Source organism: Falsiroseomonas sp., from assembly GCF_051860665.1.
Classification (GTDB): Bacteria; Pseudomonadota; Alphaproteobacteria; order Acetobacterales; family Acetobacteraceae; genus Falsiroseomonas.
Map to the genome: position 1 here is coordinate 11,637 of NZ_JBHYDM010000015.1, position 12,523 is coordinate 24,159.

The window sequence follows — 12,523 nt, forward strand, 5'->3', positions numbered from 1 at the left end:
GTTAACGAACCCTTACCAGACGGGCGATCAACCGGGGGGCGAGTCTTTTCCTAGGAAGATCAAAGAGGCGCGAGAGGCTCCAGCGCCAATGCCGAACTTGTGATCGGGTGTCCGAAAAGGAAAAAAAACCAGACTTTCCGTGGTAGCGACCCTGGCCGGATTCGCCTGCCCCGCCGAAGCCCAGCGCCGGAAAGGCGGCGTATTCCACCGCCCGCCCGGCCACCAGCGCGCCCGACCGGGTGCCGGAAGCGACCGCCGCCTGCTCCGCCCGCGTCGCCCCGAAAAGGTAGATGGCGAGCGGCACCGGCCGGGCCCTGATCCAGGCGCAGGCGGAGGCGAGATCCGGCACGGACAGCACCGCCAGCACGGGGCCGAAGATTTCTTCCTCCGCCAGCGCCTGGCCCGGTTCCGGAAAGGCGATAGCCAGGGCGCGCTGCCGGCCTGGGCCGTCCGGCCCGAGTTTTTGCAGCGTCACGCCCCCCACCAGCCGGTCCAACCGCGCCGCCTGGGCGGGGCTGGCGATGCCCGATTCCGGCAGGGCGATGCCGCTCGCCCGGCAGGCCTGAAGAAAATCCTCCGGACGGTGGCCGACCAGCAGCACGGTATCCGGCGCGATGCAGGTCTGGCCCGCATTCACCGCCTTGCCCGCCAGGATATCCCGCGCCGCCGCGGCGAGATCCGCGCCGGGCAGCACCAGGGCCGGGCATTTGCCGCCGAGTTCCAGCGTCACCGGCACCAGGTTGCGCGCGGCGGCCTCGGCCACCTTGCGGCCGGTCTCGGTGCCGCCGGTGAACATCAGGTGGTCCCATCGCTGGGCGGCGAAATCCGCCGCCACATCCGGCCCGCCCAGCACGGTCGCCGCGATATCGGGGCCGAGCGCGGCCTCCAGCACCTCCGCGATCAGCGCGGCGGTGCGCGGCACCGCCTCGCTCGGCTTCACCGCCACGCGGTTGCCGGCGGCGATCGCATCCACCACGGGAATGAGGGCCAGCTGCACCGGGTAGTTCCAGGGCGCCATGATGCCGACGATGCCCTTGGGCACCGGCTCCTCCCAGGCGCGGGCGGGCCAGAAGGGATAGGGCACGGCGACGCGGCGGGGCCGGGCCCAGGCTTTCAGGTGACGGCGGGAATAGCGTGCGGCGTCGACGGTACACAGCACATCCGCCAGCAGCGTCTCCAGCCGCGACCGGCCGCCGTAATCGGCATCCAGGGCGGCGGCCAGGTCCTCCGCCCGCAGCAGCAGGGTCTGCGCCAGGCGGTCCAGCAGGTCGCGGCGCCGGTCCAGCGCCAGCCGGCCGTCCCGCGCTTCCGCCGCGCGCAGCCGCCCCAGCGCCTGCCCCGGCGTCACGCCGGCACCGCCGAGGGGCGCGCCAGGGCGTAGAGGATGGCCGCCGCCGCCGCCTCGCCGGAGCGCACGGCGGATTCCAGCGTCGCGGGCAGTTCGCCAAAGGTCCAGTCGCCGGCCAGGGCCAGGTTGGCCAGCGGCCGGCGCGGCGGCACCGCCGGGGGGTTCAGCCCGTGCCGCGGCGTGGCGCGGCGTTCGCGCACGGCGCGCGCGGGCGGTGGCGCGGCGGGCCATTCGCCGGGCAGGCCGAAGCGCAGCGCCGCCTGGCGCACCTCCGGCCAGATCCGCGCCGCGGCCTCCGCATCGGTCAGGCCGATGCTGTCATCCGCCGCGCTGACGGTGACGGAAATGCCGCCCGGCCGCACCAGCACCCATTGCGCCAGGCCGCCCAGCAGGCCCAGGAAGCGCACAGGATTGTCCCCCGCCGCGCTGCAGTCCGGACGGCTGAAATGGACATTGAGGATCGGCGCATGGCGTTGCGGCGCGGAGAGCCCGGGCAGCAGCCGCGCCGCCTCCCAGGGCGGCAGGGCCAGCACCACGGCATCCGCCGGGCGGATCGGCAGGGTGGCGCCGGCGAATTCCAGCCCGGTGACGCGGCCGCCCGCCTGCAGCACCTCCCGCAGCCGGCTGCCGGTGCGGAGATTGGCGCCGTGGCAGGCCAGCGTCGCCAGCGCCGGCGCCACCAGGTCCGGCCCCAGCCCCTGGCGCGCCACCAGCAGCCGTGCCGCGCCGCGCCCGCCCAGCCGCCGCAGCACCGCGCCCAGCAGTCGCGCGGAAGCCTCCTGCACCGGGGTGTTCAGCGCGGCGACGGTCAGCGGCTCCACCAGCGCCCGCAGCAGCCGCGGATGGCCGGCAAAGGCGGTGGCAACGCTGCGGTCCGGGCCCGGCAGGGCCAGCCGCAGCAGGGCAAGGACGCCGCCCAGCGTCACCCCCTCCGGCCGCCTTGCCGCATCGCCCCAGCCGAGGGGCGAGAGCGCGACGCGGCGCGCGCTGCCGGTCTCCAGGTCCAGCACCGGCAGGCCGCCCGGCTCGGGCTCCACCCAGCCCTCCCGCGCGCCGATCTGGGTGAGGAAGCGCAGCGCCGCGCGATTGGCGCCGAGCAGCGCGTGGGTGCCGTTGTCGGTGCCATCCGGCAGCGCGCGCGCCCGGCCACCGGCGGTGGGGCTTGCCTCATGCAGCGCGACCCGCTGACCGGCCCGCACCAGGGCCAGCGCGGCGGCGAGACCGGCGATGCCGGCGCCGATGACATGCACCGTCATGGCAGCAGGGCCAGCCAGGCCATGTGCAGTTTTTCGCCGCGCGTCAGGCGCGGCCGCGGGCGCGGAGCGGCGAAGCCGCGCGCCTGCATGCGCTGCAGCAGGCGGCGATAGCCCCACATCATGATCCGTGCCGGCTTCATCGCCGCCGCATCATGGTCCCGCAGATCCTGCGCCGCCAGGGCGAAGCCGGCCTCCGCCCGCGCCGCCAGCTCCGCGCAGCAGAGCGCGAGGCCGGGATGCTGCAGGATCAGGGCCGGCGGCCCGGCGGGCACGCCGTGGCGCGCCAGCATCGTCGCGGGAATGTAGAGGCGGTCGATCGCCGCATCCTCCTCCACGTCGCGAAGGATATTCACCAGCTGCAGCGTGCGGCCGAGCTCCAGCCCGAAATCCTCCGCCGCCGGCGCGCCGAAGATGCGCACGGCCATGGCGCCGACGCTGCCGGCGACGCGGCGGCAATAACCATCCAGCGCGGCCTCGTCCGGCAGGCGCAGGCCGGGGGTGGCGTCGGTCTCCATGCCCTCGATCATCGCCTCGCATTCGGCGTGGGGCAGGTCGTAGGCCTGGCCGGCCCAGGCGAGTTCGGCCGAGAGCGCGCAATCCGGCGCCGCCAGCTTGGCGCGCCAGCCGGTCAGCAGGCGGCGCTTCTCCGCCTCCGGCATCGCGCCATCGGCGATATCGTCCACCGCGCGGCAGAAGCCGTAGACGGCATAGAGCGCGCGGCGCCGCTGCCCCTTCAGCACCGCCATGCCGCGGCCGAAGCTGCTGCCGGCGCGGCTGACCCGCGCCCGCACCACGGCGGCGTCCGAGGGTGGCGGGCGCAACAGGCTGGCGAAGGCGGCGGCGAAATCGGCCCGGCCCAGCGCCACCCGCCCCAGCACCGGATCGTCGGCGCGCAGCTTGGCCAGGAGCCGCCATGCCAGGGCCAGGGTGACGGCCGCCTGGCGCTTCAGGCGCGACTGCAGCAGGCGCGGCAGCGGCGCGGCGACCTCCAGCATGGCCTCCACCCGGTCCAGCGCCGCATCCAGCACGGCGCGGCGGCGGGGATTTTCGGGCGCAAAGAACGCGGCCTCGCCGCCGGCCAGCGCCAGCCAGGATTCGGGCAGGTAGATGCGGTCGAGCTGCGCGCGATCCTCCACCAGGTCCTGCAGGTGGTTCAGGATCTGCAGCGCGGTGCAGAGCGCATCGGCGGCGCGCGGCGCCCCGGGATCGCCCTCTCCATGCAGGCGCAGCAGCAGCCGCCCCACCGGCTCGGCGGAATTGGCGCAATAGGCCTCCAGCGCCGGCCAATCGGCATAGCGCTTCTGCACCGCATCCTGGCGGAACGCGGCCAGCAGCTGGCGGGCTTCCTCGGTGCCCACGGCGGCCAGCGGGCCGGCCGGGTCATCCAGCCGGCGCTCCATGGTCGCCAGCCGCGTCAGCTTCACCGCGGGCGAAAGCTCCGCCGCATCGGCGATGTCATCCGCCAGCCGGGCGAAGCGGTAGAAGGCGAGCACCTTGGGGCGCAGCGCCGGCGGCAGCAGGCGCGAGGCGACGGGGAAATTTTCCGTTGTTTCGGTGCGGTTCGGCGCCCGGTCCGCGGGGGCGACGGCGAGCCCGGCCGCGAATTCGGGTCGGTCCATGCTCAGGCGGGCCCGCGCGGGTCAGACGGTGCCATAGGCGCGGCCCTTCCAGCCGGCGGGCTTGCCCAGCAGGCCGCGCACCAGCGCCACCCATTGGATCGCCAGCGCCACCGCCACCGTCAGCGGATGCAGCGGGATGGTCCACCACGGCTCCCGCACCCGCAGCGTCACCGCGGCGCGCAGCGCGAGGCCGAGCGCCAGGGCCAGCAGCGCCGCGCTGCGCGGCAGGAAGAAGAAGGGCCAGAGATGCGCGCCGGCCAGCATCACGGTCCAGATCGGCAGGCCGACCGGCGTCGCCATGCCCTCGCGGGCGTTCTTGATGAAGCCGGCCCAGCTGTCCCGGAAATTCGTGTACATGCGGCAGGTGGCCAGGGCGTGGCCCTCGACGATCTCGGTGGCCAGCCCGTGCTCGCGCATCCGCCGCGCGAGGGCCAGGCCGTCATGCAGCACGCCGCGCACCCCCTCATGCCCGCCGCTGGCGAAATAGCCCTCCCGCTCCACCAGCAGAAGCTGGCCGCAGGCCGCCGCCATGCCGGGCCGGCGCGTGAAGGCACGCCCGCCGCCCGGCAGGTAGCAGAAAAGCAGAAAGTTGATCATCGGCACGGTCAGCGCCTCGCCCAGCGAGCCGATCACCTGGCGCGGCACGCCGGTGACCATGGCCGTGCCGGTGCGCGCGGCGTGGCCGGCCATGCTGGCCGCGGCATCGGGCGCCAGGCGCACATCGGCATCGATGAACAGGAAATGCGTGCCCCGCGCGGCGGCCGCCAAGCGGGCGCAGGCATGCACCTTGCCGGTCCAGCCGGGCGGCAGGGCCGGCGCCGATTCCAGCCGCACCCGCGCATCGCGCGCCGCGTAATCCGCCACGATCCGCGCCGTGGCATCGGTGGAGCCGTCATCCATCACCACCACCTCCACCGCCACGCTGCGGGAGGCCAAGGCGGCATCGAGACAGGCGGCGATATTCGCGGCCTCGTTCCGCGCGGGGATCAGGATGGAGACCAGCGCGCCCCCACCTTGGACTCCCACGGGCGGGGTCCCGCGCGGTGGACGCACCAGGAACAGGTTCACCACGCCCATGCTGGCGGGGAACATGGCCAGCGCCAGGGCGATCCAGGCCCAGGTGAATTCCAGATCCATGCCTAGCCTGCCCCCCCCGTGAAATCCCCTTTGGGATCATGTCTTGGATCGAATGATTGCCCCTTCGCCATGGAAAGCAAGCGTCGCCAGAGCTGATAGATGCCGCCCATGCCCTCCGGCCCCCGCAGCAGCGTCTCGAACCGTGCCGGATCGCGCGCGATGGCGTCCTGCGCCAGGCGGTCCATGGTGGCGGCAAGGGCATCCGACAGCACCGAGAGCCGATCCTCCCGCGGCAGGGCGGCCAGCGTCGCGGCGGCGATCGGCTCGCCGAAAGCGCACAGCATCTCGGCCTTGCGCTCGGTCCAGAAGGGGTAGTCGAGCGCCAGCGGCACGAAAAGCGCATCGGGCGCCATCTCCGCCAGGCGGGACATGCCGGGGGCGATCGGCACCGGGCGTTCGCGCACATCGCTGAAGCGGCCGGGCGCGTTCATCCAGAGCATGCGGTCGGGTGCCGCCAGCACCTCCCGCGCCGTGCGCAGGAAGGCGACCGCGCCCCGGGGCGTGCCGCCCTCCACCCCGAAGACGCCGATGCGCGTCATGAAGCGATAGCGGGCCAGCGCCGCCGCATCCATCGGGATGAACATCCGCCGCCCCGGGAAAAGCCGCTGCGACAGCAGCATGAAGGCGACGCCGTCCCACCAGCCCGGATGATTGGCGAAGACCACCAGCGGCCGCGCGCCGTAATGCTGCGGCAGCCCCCAGCTGGCCACCCGCGCCGCCCGCATATGGGTGCGGAAGAAGCGGGTGAACATATAGTGGAAGAAGGCCATGCGGCGCGGATCGTAGAGCGTGATCGGGCTCTCGCCCGCCTCGCCCCGAGACCCTGGCGGCATGGCGCTCATGGCACGGCTATTCCGCCGCGGCGGCCAGTTCCGCCTCCCGCCGCCCGGCCTCGCGCGCCACCTCGGACATGCCGCGGCCGCCGCGGTCGCGGTCCAGCGCATCCGCCGCGATCCAGCCGGACATCATCACCATCGGCATGCCCGGCCCCGGATGCGCCGCACCGCCGCATAGATACAGGCCCTTCACCATCTTGGACCGGTTGCCCGGCTTGAAGGCGCCCGTGAAGCTGCCATGGCTGGCGAGGCCATAGATGGCGCCGTCCAGCACCTTGTAGCGCTCATGGATATCGACGGGCGTCAGCTTGCCCTCGACCACGATCCGCTCCTCGATATCCTCGAGCCCCGCGGTGCGCTTCAGCTTGTCCAGGATGGTCTGGCGGTATTTCGGGAAGATCTTCGACCAGTCGTGATGCGGGCGCAGATAGGGCGTGTGCACCAGCACATAGAGCGCCTCGCCACCCTCGGGCGCCGTGGTGTCGTCGCTGCAGGAGGTCGCCGCGAGATAGGCGGTGGGATCGGGGGCCGGCTCGCCCTTCTTGTAGATCGCATCGAACTCCTCCTCCGCATCGCGGGAGAAGACGAAGTCATGATGCGCCAGGTGGTCGTAGCGCTTGTTCAGGCCGAGATAGAGCACCACGCCCGAACAGGCCGGCTCGAAGTTCTTCTTGGCATACTTCCGGCCGGGCTCGCCGCCCACCAGCTCCTTGTAGGTGCGGATCGCATCCATGTTGGAGATCACCGCATCGCAGGCGATCGTCTCGCTGCCGACGCGCACGCCCTTGATGGCGCCGTTCTCGATATCGAAGCCCGTCACCTCGGCACTGGTGCGCAACTCCACCCCCAGCTCACCCGCGAGCTTCGCCAAACCCTCCGCCACCGCACGCGTGCCGCCCACCGGATACCAGACGCCCTCGCTGGCCTGCATGTCACCAATGGAACAAACCACCGCCGGCGCCAGATAGGGGGAGGAGCCGATATACTGGCAGTAATGGTCCAGCATCTGGGCCAGCCGCTCATCCGGCACATGGCCACGAATCACCTTGGCCGCCGTCTGCCCCATCTTCAGCGACAGCACATCCCGGATCGTGCCCGGATTCATGTTCGCCTTCATGTCGATGGTGTCCGTCACCCCCTCGACCGGCCGCCAGAAGAAGAATTTCTCCGACACCCCATGCAGGTGACGGCTCTCCTCCTGGAACCTGCGGTAGCCCTCACCAAGCCCCCGGCCCGGCGCGAACTTCTCGATCTCGGCCTGCATCGTGGCGACATCCGCCATCAGGTCGATCCGCGTGCCATCCTCGAAGAAACACCGCCACTGCGGATCCAGCCGGATCAGCGGCAACTCCTTCGCCTGATCCCGCCCCGCCTCCGCAAAAATCCGCCGCAGCACCCGCGGCACCGTCAGAATCGTCGGCCCCATGTCGAACCGGAACGCCCCCGACCCATCCGGCGCCTCCAGCGTCAAGACCGCCGCCTTCCCCCCCAACCAGGGATTCTTGTCCAGCAAGGTCACCCTGTGCCCCCGCGCCGCCGCCACACACGCCGCCGCCAGGCCACCCAGGCCACCCCCCACCACCACCACCCGGTCTGCCATGCGTGCGTCCCTCCGTGTCGTCCGAAGTCTTAGCAGGTTCGCGCGGGTGATTTGCAGGGAGGGCGCTGCCCTCCCTGCACCCTCCCGCGAAGGGGCAGTGGCCCCTTCGAACCCAGGGATGAGGGGTGGAAGGGAGGAGGGGCACCGCGGAGCCGCCGGCCCGGCGGTCGCTCCATGCCCCTCCTCCCTTCCACCCCTTAACGGGATTCCAAAGGGACCCCTGTCCCTTTGGCGGGGGTGCAGGGGGGCAGCGCCCCCTGCAAGACCACCCGCGGAAACCAGGTTAAGGCTCGGCCGTCACCGGGGTTGCCGCACGGAAGCCGCTGTCGGCCGTGGGGCGGCTGGGGGCGCCGGACAGGCCGAGGTCGGCGGCGAGCAGGCCGGTGGTGATGCGGGCACCTTCGTAGATGACGGGCAGGCCGCTGCCGGGGTGTGTGCCGCCGCCGACGAGGTAGACGCCGTCCACTTCGCGGAAGCGGTTGCCGGGGCGGAAGAGCAGCATCTGCGGCAGTTCGTGGGAGAGGTTGAAGGTGGCGCCGTAGCCGACGCCGTAGTCGCTTTCCCAGTTCTGAGGGGCGACGATGCGTTCGTACTTGATGTGCGGCCGCAGGTCGCCGAGGCCGAGGACTTTCAGGCGGTCCAGGGCGATCTCGCGGAAGCGGGCGCTTTGCGTGGCCCAGTCGGGTTGCACGATGAGGTTCGGCACCGGGACCAGCACGTAGAGGGCGGAGTGGCCTTCGGGGGCGAGGGTCGGGTCCGTGGCGCCGGCGTGCTGGACGTAGAGGGAGGGGATTTCCGGGATTTCGCCGGATTCAATCTGGCCGATGTTCTGGCGGTACTGCTCGGAGAGGATGACGTTGTGGTGCGCGACGCCGGGCAGGGTCCGGTCGAGGCCGAGGTAGAGCATGAAGGTCGAGCAGGAATAGCGCGCCTTGCTGATCTTCTTGTCGGTCCAGCCTTTGCGGCGGAGGTGATCCGGGATCAGCTTCGGGATGCCGCCGGCGAAGTCGGCGTTCACCACCACGGCATCCGCGTCGTGGCGGGTGCTGCCGATCTCGACGCCCTTGGCGCGCTTGCCTTCGAAGGCGATGCGCTCGACCGGGGTGTTCAGACGGATTTCCGCGCCGAGGCGTTCGGCCACGCGCGCCATGGCGGTGGAGACGGTGCCGCAGCCACCGATCGGGTGGAAGACGCCGTGCTCATATTCCAGGAAGGACAGGATGGTGAAGAGCGCCGGGCATTTGAACGGCGACATGCCCAGGTATTTGGTCTGGAAGGAGAAGGCCAGGCGGACGCGCGGGTCCTTGAAGTGGCGTGCCAGGTCGCGGTCCACGGTGGACCAGGGCTTCATCAGCGGCAGGGCCTTGATCATGTCCGGGCGGATCATGTCGGCGGCGGTGGTGAAGGCGCGTTCCAGGACGGGGCGGAAGGCTTCCAGCTTGGCGCGGTTTTCCGCCATGAAGGGGCGCAGGCCCTTGGCGTCGCCGGGCGAGATGCGGGCGATCTCGGCTTCCATGCGGTCGAGGTCGGCGCTGGCGTCGAGCTTGGTGACGTCGCCGCCCTGTTCGAAGAGCAGCCGGTACTGCGGCTCGAGACGCCGCATATCGACCTCCTTCTCCAGGTCCGCGCCGCAGCGGGAGAAGATCTCCTTCAGGATGCGGGGGTAGAGGAAGAAGGTCGGGCCCAGGTCGAAGCTGTAGCCCTCGGGCGAGGTCAGGGTGCGGGTTCGCCCGCCCACCACCTCATCCTTCTCATAGACCGTGACCCTGGCGCCGGAGGCGGCCAGCAGCATGGCGGCGGCGAGACCCCCCGGTCCGGCGCCGATGATGGCGACCTTGGGACGGGAGCGGTGAAGGGCGGGGGAGGACAGGGGTGCGGTCATGTGAGTGGGCAGCAGATGCGGGCGGCGCCCAAGGCTGCAAGAGGTACGAACATGAGGTTAATGCACCATGGGGACGGAAACCGCCGCGCCCTGTTGGATTTCAAGGCAGCGCGCCTCCGCCCGGGGCAGCATCCGGGCCAGGTAGAAGGCGGCGAGCAGGGCGTGATCCGGGGCGGCCGCGGCGGCGCGGGCCAGCATCCAGCCGCCCAGCAGCCAGCCGCTGGCGTCCAGATAGGCGGCGGCGAGGGATTGCGCCGTGTCAGGGTCCCGCGCCTGCAGGGACAGCATCTGGTCGGTCGCCTGGCCGAGCCGGGCGGTGGCCGGGGCCAGGCGTGGGTCGCTGGCCGCGACCTCCGCCAGCAGGCCGCGCATGGCGGCGCCCTCGTCCTTGGCCAGCTTGCGAACCAGCAGGTCGATGGCCTGGATGCCGTTGGTGCCCTCGTAGATCGGGGCGATGCGGGCGTCGCGAAGGATCTGCGCGGCGCCGCTGTCCTCGACGAAACCCATGCCGCCATGCACCTGGATGCCGAGGCTGGCGTTTTCGACACCGCGATCGGTGCACCAGGCTTTGACAATCGGGGTCAGCAAGGCGAGGCGGGTGGCGCCGGCCTCCTCCCCCAGCAGGTGGTGGCGGTCCAGCGCGGCGGCGGCCTCCAGCGCCAGCAGGCGACCGGCGAGGGTGGTGGCGCGCATCTCGGCCAGCATGCGGGCGACGTCCGGGTGCTGCGCGATCATGCGGCCGTTCTGGCTCCGCTGCGCCGCGTAGGCTTCCGCTAAAGCCAAGGCGCGGGCGCCCTGGCCGACGCCCTGCACGCCGACGGCGAGGCGGGCGGCGTTCATCATGGCGAACATGGCGTTCAGGCCACGGCCGGGCTCGCCCACCAGCTCGGCCTCGGCCCCATCGAAGAGCATGATGCAGGTGGGCGAGGCATGGATGCCCAGCTTGTGCTCGATGCCGCCGCAGCGCAGCGCATTGCGCTGGCCATTGGCGAGCACCTTGGGCGCGGCAAACAGCGAAATGCCGCGCGAGCCCTCGGGCGCGCCGGGCAGCCGGGCCAGCACCAGGTGCAGGATGTTTTCGGTGAGGTCGTGCTCGCCCCAGGTGATGTAGATCTTCTGGCCATGCAGGGCGTAGCGGCCCTCACCCACCGGCTCGGCGCGGCAGCGCAACGCGGAGAGGTCGGAGCCGGCCTGGGGCTCGGTCAGGCACATGGTGCCGGTCCATTCGCCGGAGACCAGTTTCGGCAGCCAGCGCTCCGCCTGGTCCGGCGTCGCATGGCCCACCAGCAGGTCGATGGCGCCGGCGGTCAGCACCGGGCCGAGGAAGAAGGCCATGTCGGCGGCGGAGGCGAGCTCCGTCACGGCGATCCACAGCGCATGCGGCAGGGCCTGGCCGCCATGCTCGGCCGGCGCCGCGATGCCCTGCCAGCCGCTCTCGATCCAGTCCCGCATCAGCTGGGTGTAGTGCGGCGGCACGGTGACGGTGCCGTTGGCGTAGCGGGCGCCGTGGCGGTCCGCCTGCTGCCAGCCCGGCGCCATTTTTTCGGATGTGAAGCGGGCGGCTTCCTCGACCAAAGCGGCGATATCGGCGGCGTCCAGCCGGGCGCCGGCGGCTTCCGTCAGGCCCGGCAGGTCGATCACCCGGGTCAGGCCGAGCACCAGGTCGTCCGTCACGCTCATGCGAGGGAGCCTTGTTCGAGATCGGCCAGCAGGCCGGGCGGGGGTGGGGTGGCGCCGGCGGCCCAGCCGGGCAGGCCCTGCGCCAGCGTCGCATCGCCGGCGGCCCGCGCCAAAGCCAGGCCGAGCAGCGCGCCGAACTTGAAGCCATGGCCCGAGAATCCGGACATGACGAAGGCGCGTTCGCCCAGCCGCTCCACCACGAATCGCTCCCCCGGTTCCACGTCGTAATAGCAGGCGGCGGCGGAAAGCACCCGATAGCTCTCGAGGTCGCGGATCCGGTGCCGCGCCAGGTGCAGGATCGCCTCCGCCTCGGCGGGGCTGGCCTCGCGCGGCGCATCGGGGTCGGAGGCGGGGGCGAAGCGGTGGTCGCCGATCTTCAGCGGCGTGCCGGCCACCGGCGGCACGGCGTAGAAGCCGCCATCCTCGGCCAGGTCCAGCAGCATCGGCGCGGCCTGCCAACCGGCCTCGAAGGCGGGGGGCGGGGCGAGGCGGATGATGATCTGACGGGTCGGGCGCACCCGCGTGGCGAGGTCCGGCAGCAGCCGCGGCGCCCAGGGCCCGGCGGCCACCACCAGCAGGTCCGCCTGCAGCCGCGTGCCATCGGCCAGCGTCACCGCGCCATGGCCAGGGTCCACCGAAAGGGCCTGGCCGCGGCGGATATCGACGCCGCGCGCTGCGAGGCAGCGGGCCAGCAGCTCCACGATGCGCCGCGCCAGCAGCACGCCGCCCGTGGGCAGGTGGAAGGCGCTTGCGATGCCATCCGGCGAGAGCCAAGGATAGCGCGCGGCGACCTCGGCCGCCGCCAGCGCCTGCACCGCATGGCCATCGCCGCGCAGCGCCGCCTGGCTCTCGGCCAGCCAGCCGCCGGGGGCATTGGCCAGGGCCAGCACGCCGGTCGGCACATAGGGCCGCTCCCCGGCCTCGGCGAACAGAAGCTCCCAGGCGGCATAGGCGGGGTCGATCATCCGCATATAGCCCAGCGCCGCGCCATAGGCGTGGCGGATCAGCCGGTGGTCGTCCACGGAACTGCCGCGGGGATTGGGCACGGGGTCCTGGTCCACCACCCGCACCGCCCAGCCGGCGCGCGACAGCGCCCAGGCGGCCGAGAGGCCCATGACACCGGCACCGAGCACGAGAGCGCTTTGCATGCGGGCAGTCTGGCCTG

At 72.1% G+C, this 12,523-nt stretch carries 9 protein-coding genes; all 9 read right to left on the reverse strand.

What is annotated here, in order from left to right; genetic code table 11:
- Position 1: 1 nt before the first annotated feature.
- Positions 2 to 1,348 carry an aldehyde dehydrogenase family protein gene (locus tag ACTIF1_RS15980; RefSeq protein ID WP_439597437.1) on the reverse strand — a complete coding sequence of 449 codons (1,347 nt, stop codon included), beginning with the start codon at positions 1,346 to 1,348 and terminating at the stop codon, positions 2 to 4.
- Complete coding sequence (locus ACTIF1_RS15985) at positions 1,345 to 2,604, reverse strand: hydroxysqualene dehydroxylase (protein WP_439597438.1); 1,260 nt, start codon at positions 2,602 to 2,604, stop codon at positions 1,345 to 1,347. The genes ACTIF1_RS15980 and ACTIF1_RS15985 overlap by 4 nt, the downstream gene beginning before the upstream one ends.
- Positions 2,601 to 4,223, reverse strand: a complete 1,623-nt coding sequence (locus tag ACTIF1_RS15990; protein ID WP_439597439.1) for a squalene/phytoene synthase family protein — start codon at positions 4,221 to 4,223, stop codon at positions 2,601 to 2,603. Before ACTIF1_RS15990 ends, ACTIF1_RS15985 begins: the two co-directional genes overlap by 4 nt.
- 21 nt (positions 4,224 to 4,244) lie before the next feature.
- Positions 4,245 to 5,360 (reverse strand): glycosyltransferase, encoded by a 1,116-nt coding sequence (locus ACTIF1_RS15995; protein ID WP_439597440.1) that lies wholly within the window; start codon positions 5,358 to 5,360, stop codon positions 4,245 to 4,247.
- A 2-nt stretch (positions 5,361 to 5,362) separates the two neighbouring features.
- Positions 5,363 to 6,202, reverse strand: coding sequence for a lysophospholipid acyltransferase family protein (locus tag ACTIF1_RS16000; protein WP_439597441.1), 840 nt, complete (start codon positions 6,200 to 6,202; stop codon positions 5,363 to 5,365).
- A gap of 7 nt (positions 6,203 to 6,209) precedes the next feature.
- On the reverse strand, positions 6,210 to 7,796 hold the full coding sequence (locus ACTIF1_RS16005) for a phytoene desaturase family protein (RefSeq protein WP_439597442.1): 1,587 nt from the start codon (positions 7,794 to 7,796) through the stop codon (positions 6,210 to 6,212).
- A 283-nt stretch (positions 7,797 to 8,079) separates the two neighbouring features.
- Positions 8,080 to 9,678, reverse strand: coding sequence for a phytoene desaturase family protein (gene crtI, locus ACTIF1_RS16010; protein WP_439597443.1), 1,599 nt, complete (start codon positions 9,676 to 9,678; stop codon positions 8,080 to 8,082).
- Between the two features lie 57 nt (positions 9,679 to 9,735).
- Positions 9,736 to 11,358, reverse strand: a complete 1,623-nt coding sequence (locus ACTIF1_RS16015; RefSeq protein ID WP_439597444.1) for an acyl-CoA dehydrogenase family protein — start codon at positions 11,356 to 11,358, stop codon at positions 9,736 to 9,738.
- A complete protein-coding gene (locus ACTIF1_RS16020) occupies positions 11,355 to 12,506 on the reverse strand; it encodes an FAD-dependent oxidoreductase (RefSeq protein ID WP_439597445.1) in 1,152 nt (383 codons plus the stop codon). Before ACTIF1_RS16020 ends, ACTIF1_RS16015 begins: the two co-directional genes overlap by 4 nt.
- Positions 12,507 to 12,523: the final 17 nt, after the last annotated feature.

Excerpts from the sequence above, each read along its gene's own strand:
- crtI (WP_439597443.1), bottom strand. The coding sequence starts at position 9,678 with ATGACCGCACCCCTGTCCTCCCCCGCCCTTCACCGCTCCCGTCCCAAG.
- ACTIF1_RS15995 (WP_439597440.1), bottom strand. The coding sequence starts at position 5,360 with ATGGATCTGGAATTCACCTGGGCCTGGATCGCCCTGGCGCTGGCCATG.
- ACTIF1_RS16005 (WP_439597442.1), bottom strand. The coding sequence starts at position 7,796 with ATGGCAGACCGGGTGGTGGTGGTGGGGGGTGGCCTGGGTGGCCTGGCG.
- ACTIF1_RS16000 (WP_439597441.1), bottom strand. The coding sequence starts at position 6,202 with ATGAGCGCCATGCCGCCAGGGTCTCGGGGCGAGGCGGGCGAGAGCCCG.
- ACTIF1_RS16015 (WP_439597444.1), bottom strand. The coding sequence starts at position 11,358 with ATGAGCGTGACGGACGACCTGGTGCTCGGCCTGACCCGGGTGATCGAC.
- ACTIF1_RS16020 (WP_439597445.1), bottom strand. The coding sequence starts at position 12,506 with ATGCAAAGCGCTCTCGTGCTCGGTGCCGGTGTCATGGGCCTCTCGGCC.
- ACTIF1_RS15990 (WP_439597439.1), bottom strand. The coding sequence starts at position 4,223 with ATGGACCGACCCGAATTCGCGGCCGGGCTCGCCGTCGCCCCCGCGGAC.
- ACTIF1_RS15985 (WP_439597438.1), bottom strand. The coding sequence starts at position 2,604 with ATGACGGTGCATGTCATCGGCGCCGGCATCGCCGGTCTCGCCGCCGCG.